At 35.9% G+C, this 15,876-nt stretch carries 11 protein-coding genes and 4 pseudogenes; 3 read left to right on the plus strand and 12 right to left on the minus strand.

The window, feature by feature from the left end; translation table 11 throughout:
• Positions 1 to 231: 231 nt before the first annotated feature.
• The 10 genes and pseudogenes from CICURV3402_RS00895 to CICURV3402_RS00940 all read right to left on the minus strand — a co-directional run.
• Positions 232 to 1,695 carry a glycosyltransferase family 39 protein gene (locus CICURV3402_RS00895; protein ID WP_158379481.1) on the minus strand — a complete coding sequence of 488 codons (1,464 nt, stop codon included), beginning with the start codon at positions 1,693 to 1,695 and terminating at the stop codon, positions 232 to 234.
• Positions 1,696 to 1,836: 141 nt separating this feature from the next.
• A complete protein-coding gene (ispH, locus tag CICURV3402_RS00900) occupies positions 1,837 to 2,796 on the minus strand; it encodes a 4-hydroxy-3-methylbut-2-enyl diphosphate reductase (protein ID WP_158379482.1) in 960 nt (319 codons plus the stop codon).
• A pseudogene (fkpB, locus tag CICURV3402_RS00905) lies at positions 2,793 to 3,194 on the minus strand (FKBP-type peptidyl-prolyl cis-trans isomerase). Before fkpB ends, ispH begins: the two are co-directional and overlap by 4 nt.
• A gap of 228 nt (positions 3,195 to 3,422) precedes the next feature.
• Entirely contained in the window at positions 3,423 to 3,941 is a 519-nt protein-coding gene (lspA, locus tag CICURV3402_RS00910) for a signal peptidase II (protein WP_158379483.1), read from the minus strand.
• On the minus strand, positions 3,942 to 6,809 hold the full coding sequence (gene ileS / locus CICURV3402_RS00915) for an isoleucine--tRNA ligase (RefSeq protein ID WP_158379484.1): 2,868 nt from the start codon (positions 6,807 to 6,809) through the stop codon (positions 3,942 to 3,944).
• Between the two features lie 47 nt (positions 6,810 to 6,856).
• Positions 6,857 to 7,780, minus strand: coding sequence for a bifunctional riboflavin kinase/FAD synthetase (ribF, locus tag CICURV3402_RS00920; RefSeq protein WP_158379485.1), 924 nt, complete (start codon positions 7,778 to 7,780; stop codon positions 6,857 to 6,859).
• An 84-nt stretch (positions 7,781 to 7,864) separates the two neighbouring features.
• Positions 7,865 to 8,194 (minus strand): outer membrane protein assembly factor BamE, encoded by a 330-nt coding sequence (bamE, locus tag CICURV3402_RS00925; protein ID WP_158379486.1) that lies wholly within the window; start codon positions 8,192 to 8,194, stop codon positions 7,865 to 7,867.
• Between the two features lie 188 nt (positions 8,195 to 8,382).
• Entirely contained in the window at positions 8,383 to 8,658 is a 276-nt protein-coding gene (locus tag CICURV3402_RS00930) for a hypothetical protein (RefSeq protein ID WP_158379487.1), read from the minus strand.
• A gap of 368 nt (positions 8,659 to 9,026) precedes the next feature.
• Positions 9,027 to 9,230 carry a hypothetical protein gene (locus CICURV3402_RS00935; RefSeq protein ID WP_158379488.1) on the minus strand — a complete coding sequence of 68 codons (204 nt, stop codon included), beginning with the start codon at positions 9,228 to 9,230 and terminating at the stop codon, positions 9,027 to 9,029.
• A gap of 1,364 nt (positions 9,231 to 10,594) precedes the next feature.
• Positions 10,595 to 10,735, minus strand: a pseudogene (locus tag CICURV3402_RS00940) (cold shock domain-containing protein); the annotation flags it as partial.
• Positions 10,736 to 11,531: 796 nt separating this feature from the next.
• On the opposite strand from CICURV3402_RS00940, the gene CICURV3402_RS06295 reads away from it, so the two are divergent.
• The 3 genes and pseudogenes from CICURV3402_RS06295 to CICURV3402_RS07435 all read left to right on the plus strand — a co-directional run.
• On the plus strand, positions 11,532 to 11,678 hold the full coding sequence (locus tag CICURV3402_RS06295; RefSeq protein WP_235667569.1) for a Fic/DOC family N-terminal domain-containing protein: 147 nt from the start codon (positions 11,532 to 11,534) through the stop codon (positions 11,676 to 11,678).
• Between the two features lie 260 nt (positions 11,679 to 11,938).
• A complete protein-coding gene (locus CICURV3402_RS06300; RefSeq protein ID WP_235667606.1) occupies positions 11,939 to 12,010 on the plus strand; it encodes a Fic family protein in 72 nt (23 codons plus the stop codon).
• A gap of 194 nt (positions 12,011 to 12,204) precedes the next feature.
• Positions 12,205 to 12,422, plus strand: a pseudogene (locus CICURV3402_RS07435) (Fic family protein); the annotation flags it as partial.
• Between the two features lie 309 nt (positions 12,423 to 12,731).
• Here the strand turns inward: CICURV3402_RS07435 and lpxL are convergent.
• Both lpxL and CICURV3402_RS00955 read right to left on the minus strand, forming a co-directional pair.
• Positions 12,732 to 13,655, minus strand: a complete 924-nt coding sequence (gene lpxL / locus CICURV3402_RS00950; RefSeq protein ID WP_187306885.1) for an LpxL/LpxP family Kdo(2)-lipid IV(A) lauroyl/palmitoleoyl acyltransferase — start codon at positions 13,653 to 13,655, stop codon at positions 12,732 to 12,734.
• Positions 13,652 to 14,231: pseudogene (locus tag CICURV3402_RS00955) on the minus strand (glutamine amidotransferase-related protein). The gene lpxL and the pseudogene CICURV3402_RS00955 overlap by 4 nt, the downstream one beginning before the upstream one ends.
• Positions 14,232 to 15,876: the final 1,645 nt, after the last annotated feature.

Below are 15,876 nucleotides of genomic sequence, written 5' to 3' on the forward strand. Positions count from 1 at the left end.
TAATAAAAGCGATGGAAAATGGAAAGACACAACCTACTGAAGACATAACGTTCACTCCACTTACAGACAATCAAATAGACGAATTGTATGCGAGAGTTGGCAAAAAAAACAAACACCCGAATTTTTAAATCCGGTACCTGCTTCTTACGATAATAACTTATCTCCCCTGTTCCTAAGAAAAAATATGGCTATTATTAATAGAGCGTTTTAATAAAGAATGATATATTTGTGTTAATTTTTTGGCGCCAAAAATGCCAAACATATTTGAATGTTTTCTCCCTTTTCTGTTGTAAAACGATAATCGAGTTTTTTCGTTAAATGAATACTTGGATAATCTTTTTTGACATCATTAAAATCAGCTGTCTCACAGTTTTTTCCAGCATGACTTAAAAATAATGCGCCTGAACTTTGAAGTTTATCCAGAGCAATATCCGCATTGTAAATATTAGGTTTGTTTTCATTCGACCATTTTGTCGTGATGAAAGGATAATCGGGGGAATAAAAAGTCAACCATTGAGATAAATAGCCCCCTCCTACATATTTTAAAGGGGTGTGATATTCGTTTTTCCATAATTGGTTTAATTCGTTGCTCACTTTTTTTATATAAAAAAATTTTTTACCTGCACCTTTAATGTTTTTATATAAGACTAGGGTGTAACCAGAGCAAACTAATATAGAAAAAAATAATAAAGATAAATTTATATTTCGCCATTTTTTGATTTTATCCACATTTAAAAAACACAATGTTAGTGATGAGGCTAATATAGCAAAAGGTTGCATCCACTCAGTGAGTCGACCCCCTTGATTAAACAGAAAATAAATAAAAATACAAAAAACAGGAGATAAAAAAATAAAGACAAAATGTTTTTTTTCTTCTGTATTGGGATACACTATTTTTGCGCCTAAAGGCAATAAAATCAGTAAAATCATGATAATAGGATAAAACACACATAAAAAAGCAATGATAACTGTAAGATTTAATGCGGGTTTTATTTGAGATTCAACCCAATTAAAGGCAGCAAAGTCATGCTGATAAAGCCAAATGAAATTGGGGGCTATGATCAAGATAAAAAGTAATATAGAAGAATAGAATTCTTTATATTTAAATGCTTTTCTTCCTGCCGTCGTGAATAAAAGAGAAATCAACATAAAGGGTAAAAAAGAGAATGAAGAATATTTCGACATTGCCGCTAACCCAGAACATAATGCCAAAACCAACCAATATTTTTGATGATCGTAGAGTGCTTTAATAAAAAAAAGAAAAAGATAAGGCCAAAACATCACCAGTAAATAATTGTCGTTATAAGGAAGAATATCAAAATTAATAATGCCCGTTAAATTCAGGCTCATTAAAGAAAAGAAAGCAAGGACAGGAAGACCAAACAGTCGTAACCCCAGCAACCAAATCCCCAGCATACCCAAAGAACCCGCTAAAAAATGAGAGGCATACCAGTAAAGATCAAGGGCGACCCACTTTTTCAGCAATAGTGAAGGAAACATAACCAGGCCAACCATATAAGGATTTTTAGGTGATCCAAATTCTAAGTTATTGGCCCAGTTTAATGCTTCAACAACATCATAAGGCACACTGAGATTCAAAAAATAACCTGCACATGTCCAAATAATCACATAAAGCGCAAGATAAAAAAAAATGATGAAAATCTGTGGCATAGAAGATAGTTTTGCAATTTTCATAAGTTCTGTCTTGTAACGTGTAAATCAAATGAGAATCAAGAACATCACTGCTTGACGCATACGTCTACTCATCGCATAAAGTGGGCGTGCCTCCATTTTTACTAGCTAATTTTTTACAGGGAAAAAAACGAATGCTAGAACCTAGCTACAAGAGATTTCTGTGGTATGAATCCTTAACTGTTTGGGTATTTCAAAAACGATATTTTCCTCTTGGCCCATCATTTCAATTGATTCATCAGCACCTAATGATTGCAAGGTATGAATGACTTTCTGCACTAACACATCAGGTGCCGAAGCACCTGCTGTCAGACCAATATATTTACTGTTCTTTAACCAATCAGCATTAATGTCTGCATCAGAATCAATTAGATAAGCAGGTTTTCCCATTCGTTTGGCCAGCTCCGCTAAGCGATTTGAGTTAGAGGAATTTTTTGAACCGACCACCAGCATTATGTCGCTTTTTTCTGACAATGCACGGACTGCCTGCTGCCGATTCGTCGTGGCATAACAAATATCGTCTTTACGTGGCCCAATGATTTTAGGGAATCGTTTTTGAAGCGCTGCAGTGATCTCGAGAGTATCGTCAACAGATAAGGTGGTTTGGGTCATGAAACAGAGGTTATTTTCGTCTTTGACGTTTAATTGCTGAACATCTTCCACAGATTCCACCAAATAAATCCCTGCGGATGCGTTATCATATTGCCCCATTGTGCCTTCAACTTCCGGATGCCCCGCGTGCCCAATCAAAATGGCTTCTTGCCCTTTACGGCTCGCACGAAGCACTTCCATATGCACTTTAGTGACTAAGGGGCAAGTGGCATCAAACAGTATTTTTAATTGACGTGCCTTGGCCTGCGCCTTGACTACCTGCGAAACACCATGAGCAGAAAAAATCAGTACGGACCCATCCGGCACCTGTGAAATATGTTCAATAAATATTGCCCCTCGCTTGCGTAAATCTTCCACAACATAGCGATTATGGACAACCTCATGGCGCACATAGATGACTGGATCGTATATTTTTAACGCACTTTCTACAATGCTGATCGCACGATACACACCCGCACAAAATCCTCTTGGGTTAGCCAATAATATTTTCATTTTTTACCGTCTTTAGGATCAATTTTTAATACTTTAATATCAAACTTCACAGAATGTCTTGATAAAGGATGATTAAAATACACATTAATAGACTCTACCATCACTTCATACACAATCCCAGGCATTTCACGGCGATTAATAGCCGTGAATAAGATGACTACCACAACTGTAGGTAGACCTATATTTGAAAAATCCTCTCTAGAAAATATTGAATCAAATTAAGATTTTTTACCAAAAGCGGCAAGTGCAGGGAGTGTGAATTTTTTATCACTGACCTTTAAACCCAATAATTCGACTTCTAACATGTCAGATAAGCTTTGATCACTCAAACAAAATAAAGCAGGTTTACCCGAAAGACGGCTAGATTCGACGATAGAGCCATCTTCTAAAGTCAGCATAAAATGCAGCAAGACCGAACTGTTTTTTCTATCCGATTTTCTATGCTATTGTTGCAAATATGGTCTTTTTTGATGGAAATCCTGTCAATATATTGATTGAATTTAATTTGACTCACACCAGAAGATGATGAAGCAGGAACTGTTTCTTTAATATATTCGTTTTTGTTCTTGCTCGAATTTGGAACGACTGATGACATCTTATTTCTCTTTTTGACGACTGATGACATCTTATTTCTCTTTTTGAGTGATCTGTTTTTTTAAAGCTGGATTTAAAAATCCTTCTAACAATATGAATAAAGCACCGATGCAAATAGCAGAATCAGCCAAATTAAAGGTAGGCCAATGCCATTGGTTGACATAAAAATCGATAAAATCGATCACAAATCCATGCGCTATTCGATCACATAAATTTCCAAGGGCACCCCCAATGATGAGAGCATAAGCGGCAATTATCCATTTATTCTCTATTGAGCGATACATCAATCTCATCAAAATAGCGATAATCAAAATAGCAATCAGAATAAAAAACCAACGTTGCCAACCGCCTCTGTCTGCTAAAAAACTAAATGCAGCCCCTGTATTTTGAGCATAAGTTATGTTCAAAAAAGGAATCAAAGGCCGTGTTTCATATAAATCAAAATGATGAATGATCCAATATTTACTGGCGAGATCTAACACTATTACCACGACAGAGAGACACAACCAACACAATTGAGTTATACCCATAGAACGGTTTATTTTATTCATTTAAGCAAACTTACGTTCTTCACCGGGACCGGCTACGTTACTCACACAACGCGGACACAGTTTACTCTGTTCGTCTGCCAAAACAATATTTTGCGTGTAATGCCAACACCTGTGGCATTTTTCCCCTTGTGCTTTATTGATCGTGATTTTTAATTCGTTCATCAATTGTTCCGTTTTTTGTGCCTTGTCATCTGCCTCTTTATAGTCAGCAACACGTACAGAAGAAGTGAGTAATACAAACCGGAGCTCCTTTTGTAAGCTATTCAGATCGCTTGCCAATTCGGGCTGAGCATATAAAGTCACTGAGGCTTCTAAAGAACTTCCAATCTGTTTATTTTTACGCGCTTTTTCCAAAACTTTATTCACTTCACTACGCACCCGCAATATTTTTCGCCAAAATGCATCATTCATTAGAGGATAAGAAGGATCTTTGTTCTCCTCTAAGGTCAATAAATGCGGATACCATTCTTGAGTAAAAACAGAAGAATATTTTGCACGATGCGAACCATGACCAGGTAAATATTGCCAAATTTCATCCGCAGTGAAAGAGAGGATGGGCGCTAACCAGCGAACCAAGGCGTGTGCAATATGGAATAATGCAGTTTGACCGCTACGGCGAGCTAATCCGTTATTTTTAAAGGTATATTGTCTATCTTTAATAATATCGAGATAAAAAGATCCCATTTCGACGGAACAAAACTGCATTAAACGTTGTACCACAAAATGAAAATCGTAATGTTCATAAGCTTTAATGATATCGGCTTGGGTATGTGCCGCGCAGCTCACAGACCAACGATCTAACATGACCATGTCATCTGGAGACACTAAATCTGTTGCAGGATCAAAATCCTTTAAATTAGCTAAAAGAAAACGCGCCGTATTACGAATACGGCGATAAGCATCCGCAGAATGCTGCAGTATTTCGTCTGAAACCGCCATTTCACTTGTATAATCCATTGAGGCTACCCAAAGTCGAAATATATCTGCACCCAGCTTATTGGTTACATCTTGAGGCGCCACTGTATTGCCAATAGATTTAGACATTTTTCGCCCTTGACCATCGACCACAAAACCGTGCGTTAACACTTCTTTATAAGGCGCTTTGTTTTTCATTGCGGCAGACAACATCAGCGAAGACATAAACCAGCCGCGATGCTGATCAGATCCTTCTAAGCACATATCAATATTTGTATTAAGCCCATAACGAGCCTCTATAATAGAAGAATGCGTAGAACCAGAATCAAACCAAACATCCAAAGTATCCGGCACTTTGATATAAGAGGCCGCTTCTTCACCTAACATTTCCTCTGGCGATATATTCCACCAGGCTTGAATGCCTTCTTTTTCGACCCTTTGTGCGACTTCTTCCATTAATTCGTGAGTTCGCGGATGTAAGGCCTCCGTTTCTTTATGAATAAAAAGAGACATAGGCACACCCCAGGCACGTTGACGAGAAATACACCAATCTGGACGATTGCTCACCATGGATTCAATGCGAGCCTGACCCCAATGAGGGATCCATTTGACTTTTTGAATTACTGATAATGCTTTTTTACGTAAAGCCTGCTTTACCATGCTGATAAACCATTGCGATGTGGATCTAAAGATCAAAGGCGTTTTGTGTCTCCAGCAGCAAGGATAACTATGCACTAATTGTTCATCATGCATTAGTGTGCGGTTGTCGCGTAAAATCTCGCGCACAACGTCATTTGCCTTGAACACAAAAAGGCCATCTAATCTTGGATCGGTATTTTGTAAATAACAGCCATCGGGCCCGACAGGATTGAAGGTTTTAATCCCATATTTTTGACAGATCATGAAATCATCTGGCCCATGTGCCGGGGCGGTATGTACGGCACCGGTTCCTACCTCTACTGTGACATAATCTGCTAAAATGATGGGCACATCAAAATCCATAAAAGGATGCTTAAAGCGCAGATGCTCCAAATCCCCACCTGAGCACTGGCTGATCACTTGCCATTCTTTTTCTCGATTTTGTTTAAAAACCCGCCACATCACCGTTTCTATTAAATCTTCTGCTAGAATAAAATAGTCATCGGCCATGCGTACCAGTTGATAAGTCACCTCTGGATGAAGAGTAATCGCTCGATTTGCAGGTAAAGTCCAGGGGGTAGTGGTCCAGATAATGACAGAAACAGAGGTACTTTCAGAATCAACACCAAACCGAGCGACAACGGCTTTGGGATCGACTGCAAGAAAACGGACATCGATCGATAAAGAGGTTTTATCATAATATTCCACCTCGGCTTCTGCCAAAGAAGAAGTACAATCTGTACACCAATAAACCGGCTTAATCCCTTTGTAAACATGACCATTTTCGATAATTTTGCTGAAAGCACGAATAATACTGGCTTCTGTTTGGTGATTCATCGTTAAGTAAGGGTGATCCCAGTCACCTATAACGCCCAGTCGAATAAAACTTTTTCTCTGTTTGTTCACTTGTTCCGACGCATATTCGCGACAGGCTGCATGAAATTCGGGCAAGCTGATTTTTTCATTGGCCTTTCCGAGAAATTGTTCTACTTTTAATTCAATCGGTAATCCATGACAATCCCATCCAGGGATATAGTGTGCGTCATAACCCGACATCCCTTTTGATTTTATAATGATGTCTTTAAGAATTTTATTGATGGCATGACCAATATGAATGTCCCCATTCGCATAAGGAGGGCCATCGTGTAATAAAAACGATTTTTTGCCCTTTTTAGCGGCGCGAATAAGGGCAAATAAATTTTCATTTTCCCAGCGTTTGAGCATCTCAGGTTCGCGCTGGGCTAAATTTCCCCTCATTGGGAAGTCTGTTACTGGCAAGTTAAGGCTATCTTTATAGTTATTTTTATGACTCATGTGATTTATTCCATTCTCAATAAAAAATTAAATTTTATATTTTAGCTTCAACTAAAAAAGGTTCTAGCTGAAAGCACGTCAAGCGTAATTTGCTGTCTGAGCGCATCAAGTGAAGTAAAACGTTGCTCATTACGTAACTTTTGATGAAATACAATCTCAACGTAACGGCCATAGACTTCCATAGAGAAATCCAGCACATGTACGTCAATTTGCTGACAAGTACCATAAATAGTCGGCCTGCTGCCGATGTTTGCCACACCAGGCAAGACTTCGTATGTTAAGCCATATACTTTAACGACATAAACACCTTTAAGTAGCATGCGTGAGGACTTTAAAGGTAAATTAAGGGTAGGAAACCCAAGCCTGCGCCCAAGTTTATCGCCATGCACTATTCGACCAGAAATACAATAAGGATGACCGAGTAAGTCTTCTGCAAGAGTCAACTGATCCTTTTGTAACGCTTCACGGATAACCGTGCTGCTAATACGAAGGTTTTTATAGAAAAAGCCTTCTATGCTGATGATCTGAAAATTAATTTTTTTGCTGGCTTGTGTTAATAGTTTGATATTACCCTGACGTTTTTTACCAAAACGAAAATCATCCCCTACGACTAAAAGATGAACTCCTAACTGTTTAATGAGAAACTCGGCGATAAAATCATCTGCTGTATAAGCAGCAAAAAATGGGTCAAATTTGACGCATAATACATAGTCTATTTTAATTTGACTCAAATACTTCAATTTATCCCTTAAATAAGTTAAACGCGAGGGGGCCTTTTCAGGTGAAAAAAACTCTAATGGCTGAGGCTCAAAAATCATGACCATAGTAGGCAAGTGCCGTTTCTGCCCCTCATGTTTCAAACGCGCCAGCAATGCTTGATGCCCTCTATGGACGCCATCAAAATTACCAATACTCAGCACGCAACCATGGTTTTCTGGCCGAATATTATGTAGACCACGAATGAACTTCATGGCTGATTGAAACCGATCAAATGCGCCATTAAAGCTTCTGTCAATACCCGATCTAAAATCAGGGTGGAATTTGAATGAAAATGTTTACGCTATATGATTTTTAATATCAATCAATTGACCTGATTGATTAAATTTAAGAGTTAAAGTTTGTTGCTTTACTTTTTCATGCCCTATCTGCTGACGAAAGATATAAAACCAAGTTTGAGTACCAAAAGGGTCTGTCAACATAGGGCTTCCTAATGTAGAAATCACTTCGTTTTGTGTCATTCCTTTATCAATTTTATTGACCTCATTCAGAGATAAGTAATTTCCTTGATTAATATCAGGTTTACAAACCCATTGATTCAATCGAGAACAACCTGAAACAAATATTATAAAAAACAAAATGAGGTGGATCAGCATCTTAAAGCACATGGTCATAGATTCCTTAATAGTAATGATAGTGTGGCTGATTCTCTTGAAAAGAGTTTTACATAACAAGTGATTCTTTTGTATTCGCCAGTGTATTTTTTGTTATTTGTCCTTGTCCAAGAAGACGTGTCATCTCTTCTAAACGCGTCTTTTTATCTAACAAATGAACATAAATATCTGTTTCTATTGTATCACTTTGTTTTTAAATAAAAAATGTTGATGTCACAAGCGACAACCTGTGGAAGATAAGTAATACAGAGTACCTGTCTTGAGGCAGCTAATTGCCGCAACAAGCGACCCATTAAAGCCGCTGTAGATCCACTGACACCCACATCTATTTCATCAAAAATGATAGCAGGGGTTTCGATTTTACGCGCAGTACTTAACGTCATTGCCAGGGCAATCCGTGATATTTCTCCTCCCGAAGCCACCTTAATCAGGGGCTGTAATGGTTGACATGGATTCATTGTGACAAAAATTTAACACGAGTCGCACCATAAATATTGAGGTGTTTGGAATCAAAATAGGTCTCAATACTGAATTTTGCATAGGCATCGCCAAGTTTCGCATATTTTAGTGATTAAGGCAGACAGCTCTTTAGTATAAAATTGCCGTTTTTCATGTAATTCATGGGCTATTTCTAATACTTGCTGATACTGTTTTTCTGTTACTTGAAGAAGATCTTCCTGATCTAGATTTTGCTCAATTAATTATTGTTTTTCATCCAATAATTGTTGATATTGATCTGCTAAACGTTCTAGAGAAACATGATATTTACGAGCCAAATCTAAATAATTAGATAACTGTTGCTCTAATGATGCTAAGAAATTCGGTTCTATATTGATTTTTGACTGTAATGACGGATTTCATCACTGACTTCTTTAATTTGAATGATCGCTTCTTTAAGCATATTTAATAAATCATTAAAGTAATGATCCATAGCACTTAATTCTATCATCTGTTTTTGAGAAAAATAAAGCTGACTCATAATACTCTGCTGTTTAGTTTCACACAGCCCTTGTAAAACTTCTTGGCTCATTTTCAATAATTGAGCTCTATCCGATAAATGTTTATGCTCCGCTTCTATTGTTTCCTACTCTTCTTGCTTTGGATGCAATCCATTGAGTTTTTTAAGGTAATATTCCAAAAGTTAATGACGGGCATCATTTTCCACCACTTTTCTCTTTCGTTCGGCCGATCGGCGGCAACTGTTATGCCAGGTTTCATACGCATTTTCCATCTTTATGAATAAATTATGCTCTGCTGAATACGCATCCAATAATTGTTTATGATGGTCCCGTTTCAGCAAACAGTGATCGGTATGCTAGCCGCAAATCTGTATAAAAGCTAGACTAATTCTTGTAGTTGCGATAGAAGAACAAGTGTGCCATTGATAAATCCTAGAGAACGTCCATCAGCACTAATAGTGCGGCACAGAAAACATTCTTGATTTTTTAACCATTGCATCGCCAAACTCTTATCCTTTAGAGAAAAGCGGGCGCACATATTTGTGCGAAGAGCTCCCAAACTCACCATTACAACTTCTGAACGGCCGCCTAAGCACATATTTAAGGCATCAATTACGATAGATTCAACTTTTGAATAGTTTCTTTCTCATTGCAATATTCGTACATATCCGCCGAAAATCAATCTTGTAAGTGAAGATTGTGTATCTGAAACACTTTATTATATTGCACAAGGTTTTCTCATCATCCCTGATGAAGTCTTAAAATGGTGAAAAATCGTATTGCCTCATTTAAATCTAAGAAATTTTATTGGGGAGATTAAATTATTTTATCCGCTCAACCTAAATGTACTTGAATACGAGTGAAACCCTCCTCTGAATTAGCTGAAATTTCTTATAAAAAATTTCAAACCCTTGTCTAAATTAATCCTAACATATTAATTCGTTTATCCGCATATATGGCATGTCAATTGAAAACGACATCAAAAAAATAGGAGAACTGGCATTTTTAGATGTGGCGATACGTGTTAGGCAAACATTGATAAAACTCGCACTTTAACCCGATGCCATGCTTTATCCCTGTAAGATGCAAACTAAAAGCACTCGTCTAGAAATTGGCAAATGGCAGGTTTTTCTCGTGAACTCGTTAAATAGTTGGGCAGGCTTTAAAAACATTAGAAAGACAAAATTTAATTTCAGCTCACGGCAAAATGATTGTTGCTTTGAATCCTTGGTTAAAATATCTCTTAGGCCAAGACGACATTTAGGTTTAGAAAGTGACGTTTTATAAGTCGAAGGTATGAGTGACTGCATGGACCCGTTATTCATGGCGGCATAGGAGCTGCCTTGAACGCCCCTCCTATTCGGAGGATCGTCTCGATATCATTAATTTCGGATGATTCTTTTTAAGCATCCTGCATTTCAAATTCGAAATTTTAACCCTCTGCTAAAGTTTTCAATCTGTTAGCTTGAATTGCAGAAAAATAAAAAAATACGTCCTTGCTACCATCTGATAAAGTAATAAAGCAGACCCCTTTAGATTCGTTGAATCACTTAACTGTACCTTTAATTTTTACTATCTTAAAAATTTCCTTGAAATTATTTAGCTCAATCACGGGTATTTAAAATCAAAAAAACAAGCCTCGTTTATCTGCTGAAGGCAGTAAGAGAAGCATCTGAAGGGAAGTAATCTAAAACACTTACGTTCTTGCCTAAAAGTTCTTGCTCAAAAACCACAATTAATCAAGAACGCTATCTCTTTTTACTCAGGACCCTTATTTCATATAATTCATTCATTGGCAAGCCAGTTTTTATCATTAATCAACTTACTGTGCATATAAATAAAACTGTAAACAAAACTCTGATTCTTTTAATCATCTTCCCTATTTACAGAAAGCGGCCTTTTCCTGAGTAATTTTTTGCTAAGATCTTGTAGAGGACTTTTCTAAAGTTGAAAAGTCCATTTCAACCCTCGCAATGGATGTGCAACTTTATCGCTTATTTTCGTGATAATATTTTTTAGATACCTGTTTGCGTATTGCTGCATTAGATCCGCGAATCCAACTTACATCATTAATCGCCATTTTTGCCCACCTCATTTACGATGGCCAAATTAACTATACACAAATTGCCCATTTATCAGTCACCATAAATGTTTAAAAAATAAAAAATGTAGATATATCGATGTGATCCTAAATTTCTATAAAATCGGTTTTTTTAAAACATGTCATTCAACCCAGATAACCCATTTGACTAACTCCCATCGTTTCCGTCTGACTCAGAAACGATCGAAACAACAGCAGTACTAAGAGCCCATATCCACGAGCTAGCAGAGCTAAAATCTGCGGACCAGTAATGCTTGCTCAGTAATTACTGGTGAATATTCTCCCGATCCTGAAAGCAAAAGATTCGTCCCGCATCGAAAATATCGTCACTACAAGCGATCAGCTTTTTCAATATGTTGAACGGACTGATCAGGCCACTAAAGAGGATCCTCTATATCGTACGTCGATGTATGAGTAATCTGAGTTACTGAAAACGTATCCGTTATATGTCACGAACGCAATGCAGATTTATACCAAAATGCGGGCAGTCGAAACCGATGTAAGAAAGACTTCTGGCACTGTTTTTGCGATCAGTATATAGACGTTGTATATTCTACCTATCCGGAAGGAGCAGAGAAGATTCGCACGTTACTATCAAACTGGGGGCAGTTTATTAATGAACAAAACGATATTGACCCACTTATTAAGATAGCCATAACACATTAGCATTTCGAAAGCATTCACCCGTTCCATGATGGTAACGGACGTACAGGGCGAACCTTGAATATTCTTTATCTAATTCAGCAGTGAGACTGCTTTCCCTGCCCACATTCTTGCAAACAGTAATAAGTATTACACTTTATCTGCGCCGCGTGATTAAATATGGAGAGCAGAAAAAATGGATGTAATACATTCTGAAAGTTAAGACGGTTTCTGCTGTCTGGACAAAAAAAGATTGCCTCAATCAGAGCGCTGATTATTTTACCCTGTAATATGTACAGGAAAAGCTCCTCAAAATTTATACCTACGAACTTCTTAATATGCTGTTCATGCAACCCTACTGCAGAATAAAAATATGCTGAATGCGTGGATTGCACAACGGCAAACAGCATCGCTTTATTTTAGGCAACTGGTAAAAATCGGAATACTAGAAGAAGTGAATTTCGGGCGTTTAAAACTTTACATGAACCCTCTCCTGCTGAGGGAGCTGAATGATCTATGAAAGTGTCAGTACTTCAAAACAAGATTTGACTCGCCAGGCCGATATTGAAAGATGGCTGTTATCAATATCTTTTATATGGCACTGTTAAAAAAGTCACTGAAAGACATTACGACAAGTGATAGCTACGCAAAGAAAAGAAGATGACATCGAGTTTATCGAAGCGCAAACTGAATCTTTTGTGTTCTTTATCTTACCAAAGAAACGTTCGATAGCACTGCGGGTTCGATATTTCTTTCTTAAAAAACTCAGCTTAAGTGGTGGCGATAGTTTTTAATAGACCTGTAACCTATATTAGGTCCTTAGAATAGGCTAATATAATGATTCCTCGCCTTTAGGCCTTGTTTTAAAGCGCCTATGTTGCCACATATATTGTTCCGGCGCCTTTTGAATGATGTTTTCAATAACCTTATTCATAGAAGTAGCGGTTTCAGTTTCATCTTGAAGTGGAAAATTGTTCAATGCATGCGATATGACCATTCTATAGCCTTTAGCGCCAGGTAATCTGACAAGATGGTAAGGCACACAATTTATACTCCCTTTACTGAGTAACAGATGAGTACCCCTGGTGGTAGCCGCTTGTTCAACTGCAAAAAATTGGACAAAAACACTGCTGCGAGGACCATAATCATGGTCTGGAAGATACCAAAGTATCTCACCTTTTTTTAAACAAAGAATCATTGTTTTTATATGATTTCTGTCTATCAACCCTTTATTAGATCTTGTCCTGCCATAAATTTGGATCCAATTAATCACTTTATTATTGTGCGGCCGGTAAACACCAATAGCCTGTTTGTGCAGGCCAAGAATGCGAGCGGCAAATTCTAGCGTCAGAAAATGTACACCTATTAATAATATCCCCTGTCTATTTTTTTGTACTTTCTCAATACATTCTAAACCAATCAAGCGACTCCAATGCTTGACACGCCAATCTGGCCAAAACCAAGCCATTCCCGATTCAAGCAGACCTATTCCTAAGGATTCAAAATTTTTTTTGACTATTTTTTGGCGCTCAGTTAGAGAAATTTCTGGAAAACAAAGTTCTAGATTACGAAAGGTAATATTGACTCGACGTCTAAGAAAATACATAGATAAACGTCCAATACATCTCCCTAAATGATAAATTATGGGGTAAGGAAGACATACTAAAAGATAAAGAAACCCAGCGCCAAACCAAGTAAGCCAATAACGAGGATGTAATAATGAAAGATGAAAATGAGGAGATTTTTTTATCATCGTACCCGTAGTCCATTTAAAAAATTCTTTAATAATTGATAACCATTTTCACTAAAAATGCTTTCAGGATGAAATTGTACCCCATCTAAGAGTAAAGTACGATGTCGGATACCCATGATTTCATCCATACGGCCTTCTTTTTCAGTCCGAGATGTTAATTTGAAATCTTCAGGTAAAGAATCTGTTTCAACGACTAGTGAATGATATCGAGTCACCGTTAATGGGTGACCGCTGCAAAACGCCTTGATGATTGTGTTGAATCAAGCTTATCTTACCGTGCATTATTTTTCTGGCTTTGGAGATGCGAGCTCCGAAAGATTGCGCCAATGCTTAATATCCAAAATAGACACCTAGAATAGGTAATTTGCCCGAAAATGCTGTATCTCAGCTAATGCAATCCCTGCTTCAGAGGTGTGCAGTGGTCAGGAGAAATGTGTAAATATTTCGGCGCTAACCGCTCAATATCTTCAAGCTTTACTTCATTGTTACGTTTGATTAATACATCAACGCCTAATTCACAAAATATTGATATAAATTGTAAGTAAAATAATCGTAATTCTCTATTAATAGCAACATAGAAACCTATTTATATATGCATTGATTAAATTGGGTTTTAATATCACAGAAAGCGGTTAATATTCGAATAAAGTATTTTAAAAACCCTGGAAAATAGTTAAATCAATCATTTTTAAATTTCTTAAAATATAAATGATACGATTTATCAATGTTTTAATAGGCTCTTTATCAGCTGTTTTAAAGCATTACACTCATTTATATAATTTTGAATATCATTAATCTCTTTTTATAAAAGAGTGTCTTTAATAAAAACAGGACTATCAAGAACCTGTAATTTACATGTTATTTTATTTAAATTATTTTTAAAATATTAAATCATTACATATGTTAATTTTTTAGTAAACATATTTAAATGAGTAAGAATATTTTTAATATCTATCAAAGATTTTAAAAATGTTTTTATATTTTTTCTATATTTCTAAATAAATCTGTAGTGTCATTTCATAAAAATAATACTATTTATTAAATCGTAAATACGTGGAAATGCATTTTTAATTTTTTGTTTCCTCAAATTAATCCTTCATTTGTACTTTAATCCGAATTTTTTCTTTTTGACAATTAGACTCTATGTAGAAATTTTCTTTAATTAATCTGTTATGATCTTCATGTTCTCCTTTTATTTTTATCGGAATTATTTTTATAGAACAATTATCATAAAATATATTGAAAAATCTTCATAATAATCACAAATTTTTACTGTAGAAAATTTCTCTATTTTATTCAAATTTTTAATTGACTCAAACAAATTATTTTTAGCTCAATTAATTATTTTAATACGTTTAAATCATTTTATGATGTATAAATTTTATTATAAATTAGATTTATTTCTTTTTATTTACATGAGTCTCCCCTTAAAATTTATTTAAAATATTCAAAATTTATTTGATCTTTATCAACTTCATCTGAACTCGTATTCATAGTATATCTTTTTTATATTTTGAATCCTTGATACATAATAAGCTCAGAACGCATCCGTTGTATTTGCAGCATTTATTAATTTATTAATTATAGTATTAGATATTGATTTAAACATTTTTATCATGAAGTTATTTTTTAATAAAGTGATTATCATAAAGTACTATTTAAAACAGCTTTTAAAATTGATTACAATTTATAGAAATTAAAAATAAGACAGTAGTTTTATCAAAAAATAGAAAAATACGTTTATTTTTATCCAATTTATTCCATGAGATTGAAAATGAATTTACTTTCTTTAGGCAATTATTATTGCTTACTTCAGTACAGACGCCATAACATTATGGCTTAATATTAATCACTTTAATCGTATAGTATATTTAATAATTTTATAATAAATACGTAAAATCTTAAATAATTTAATGGTTTTAAACCATTAACTTAAGTGTGTTTTAGCTACATTTAAAAACAAATCACCGACAATTTATAAAAAACGATTTATACAGGCAAACAAAGAAGCACGATGGTTATTTGTATTACCCTTAATTACTTTTCTTGTTGGTGGATCCTTTTTTATTTTTCTGATCACGCTGAATATGGGGTGTATTTAATGGGTCATATTGATAGCATAACGGGGTTACCCATATAGTTTGAAGTAGGCGTATTGCTCTCCCTTTAGTCTTTATCTAGCTTTGCATCTTAATGGTTACACTGATTTTATCTGATATAC

This window comes from Candidatus Williamhamiltonella defendens, from assembly GCF_900699045.1.
Lineage (GTDB): Bacteria > Pseudomonadota > Gammaproteobacteria > Enterobacterales > Enterobacteriaceae > Hamiltonella > Hamiltonella defensa_A.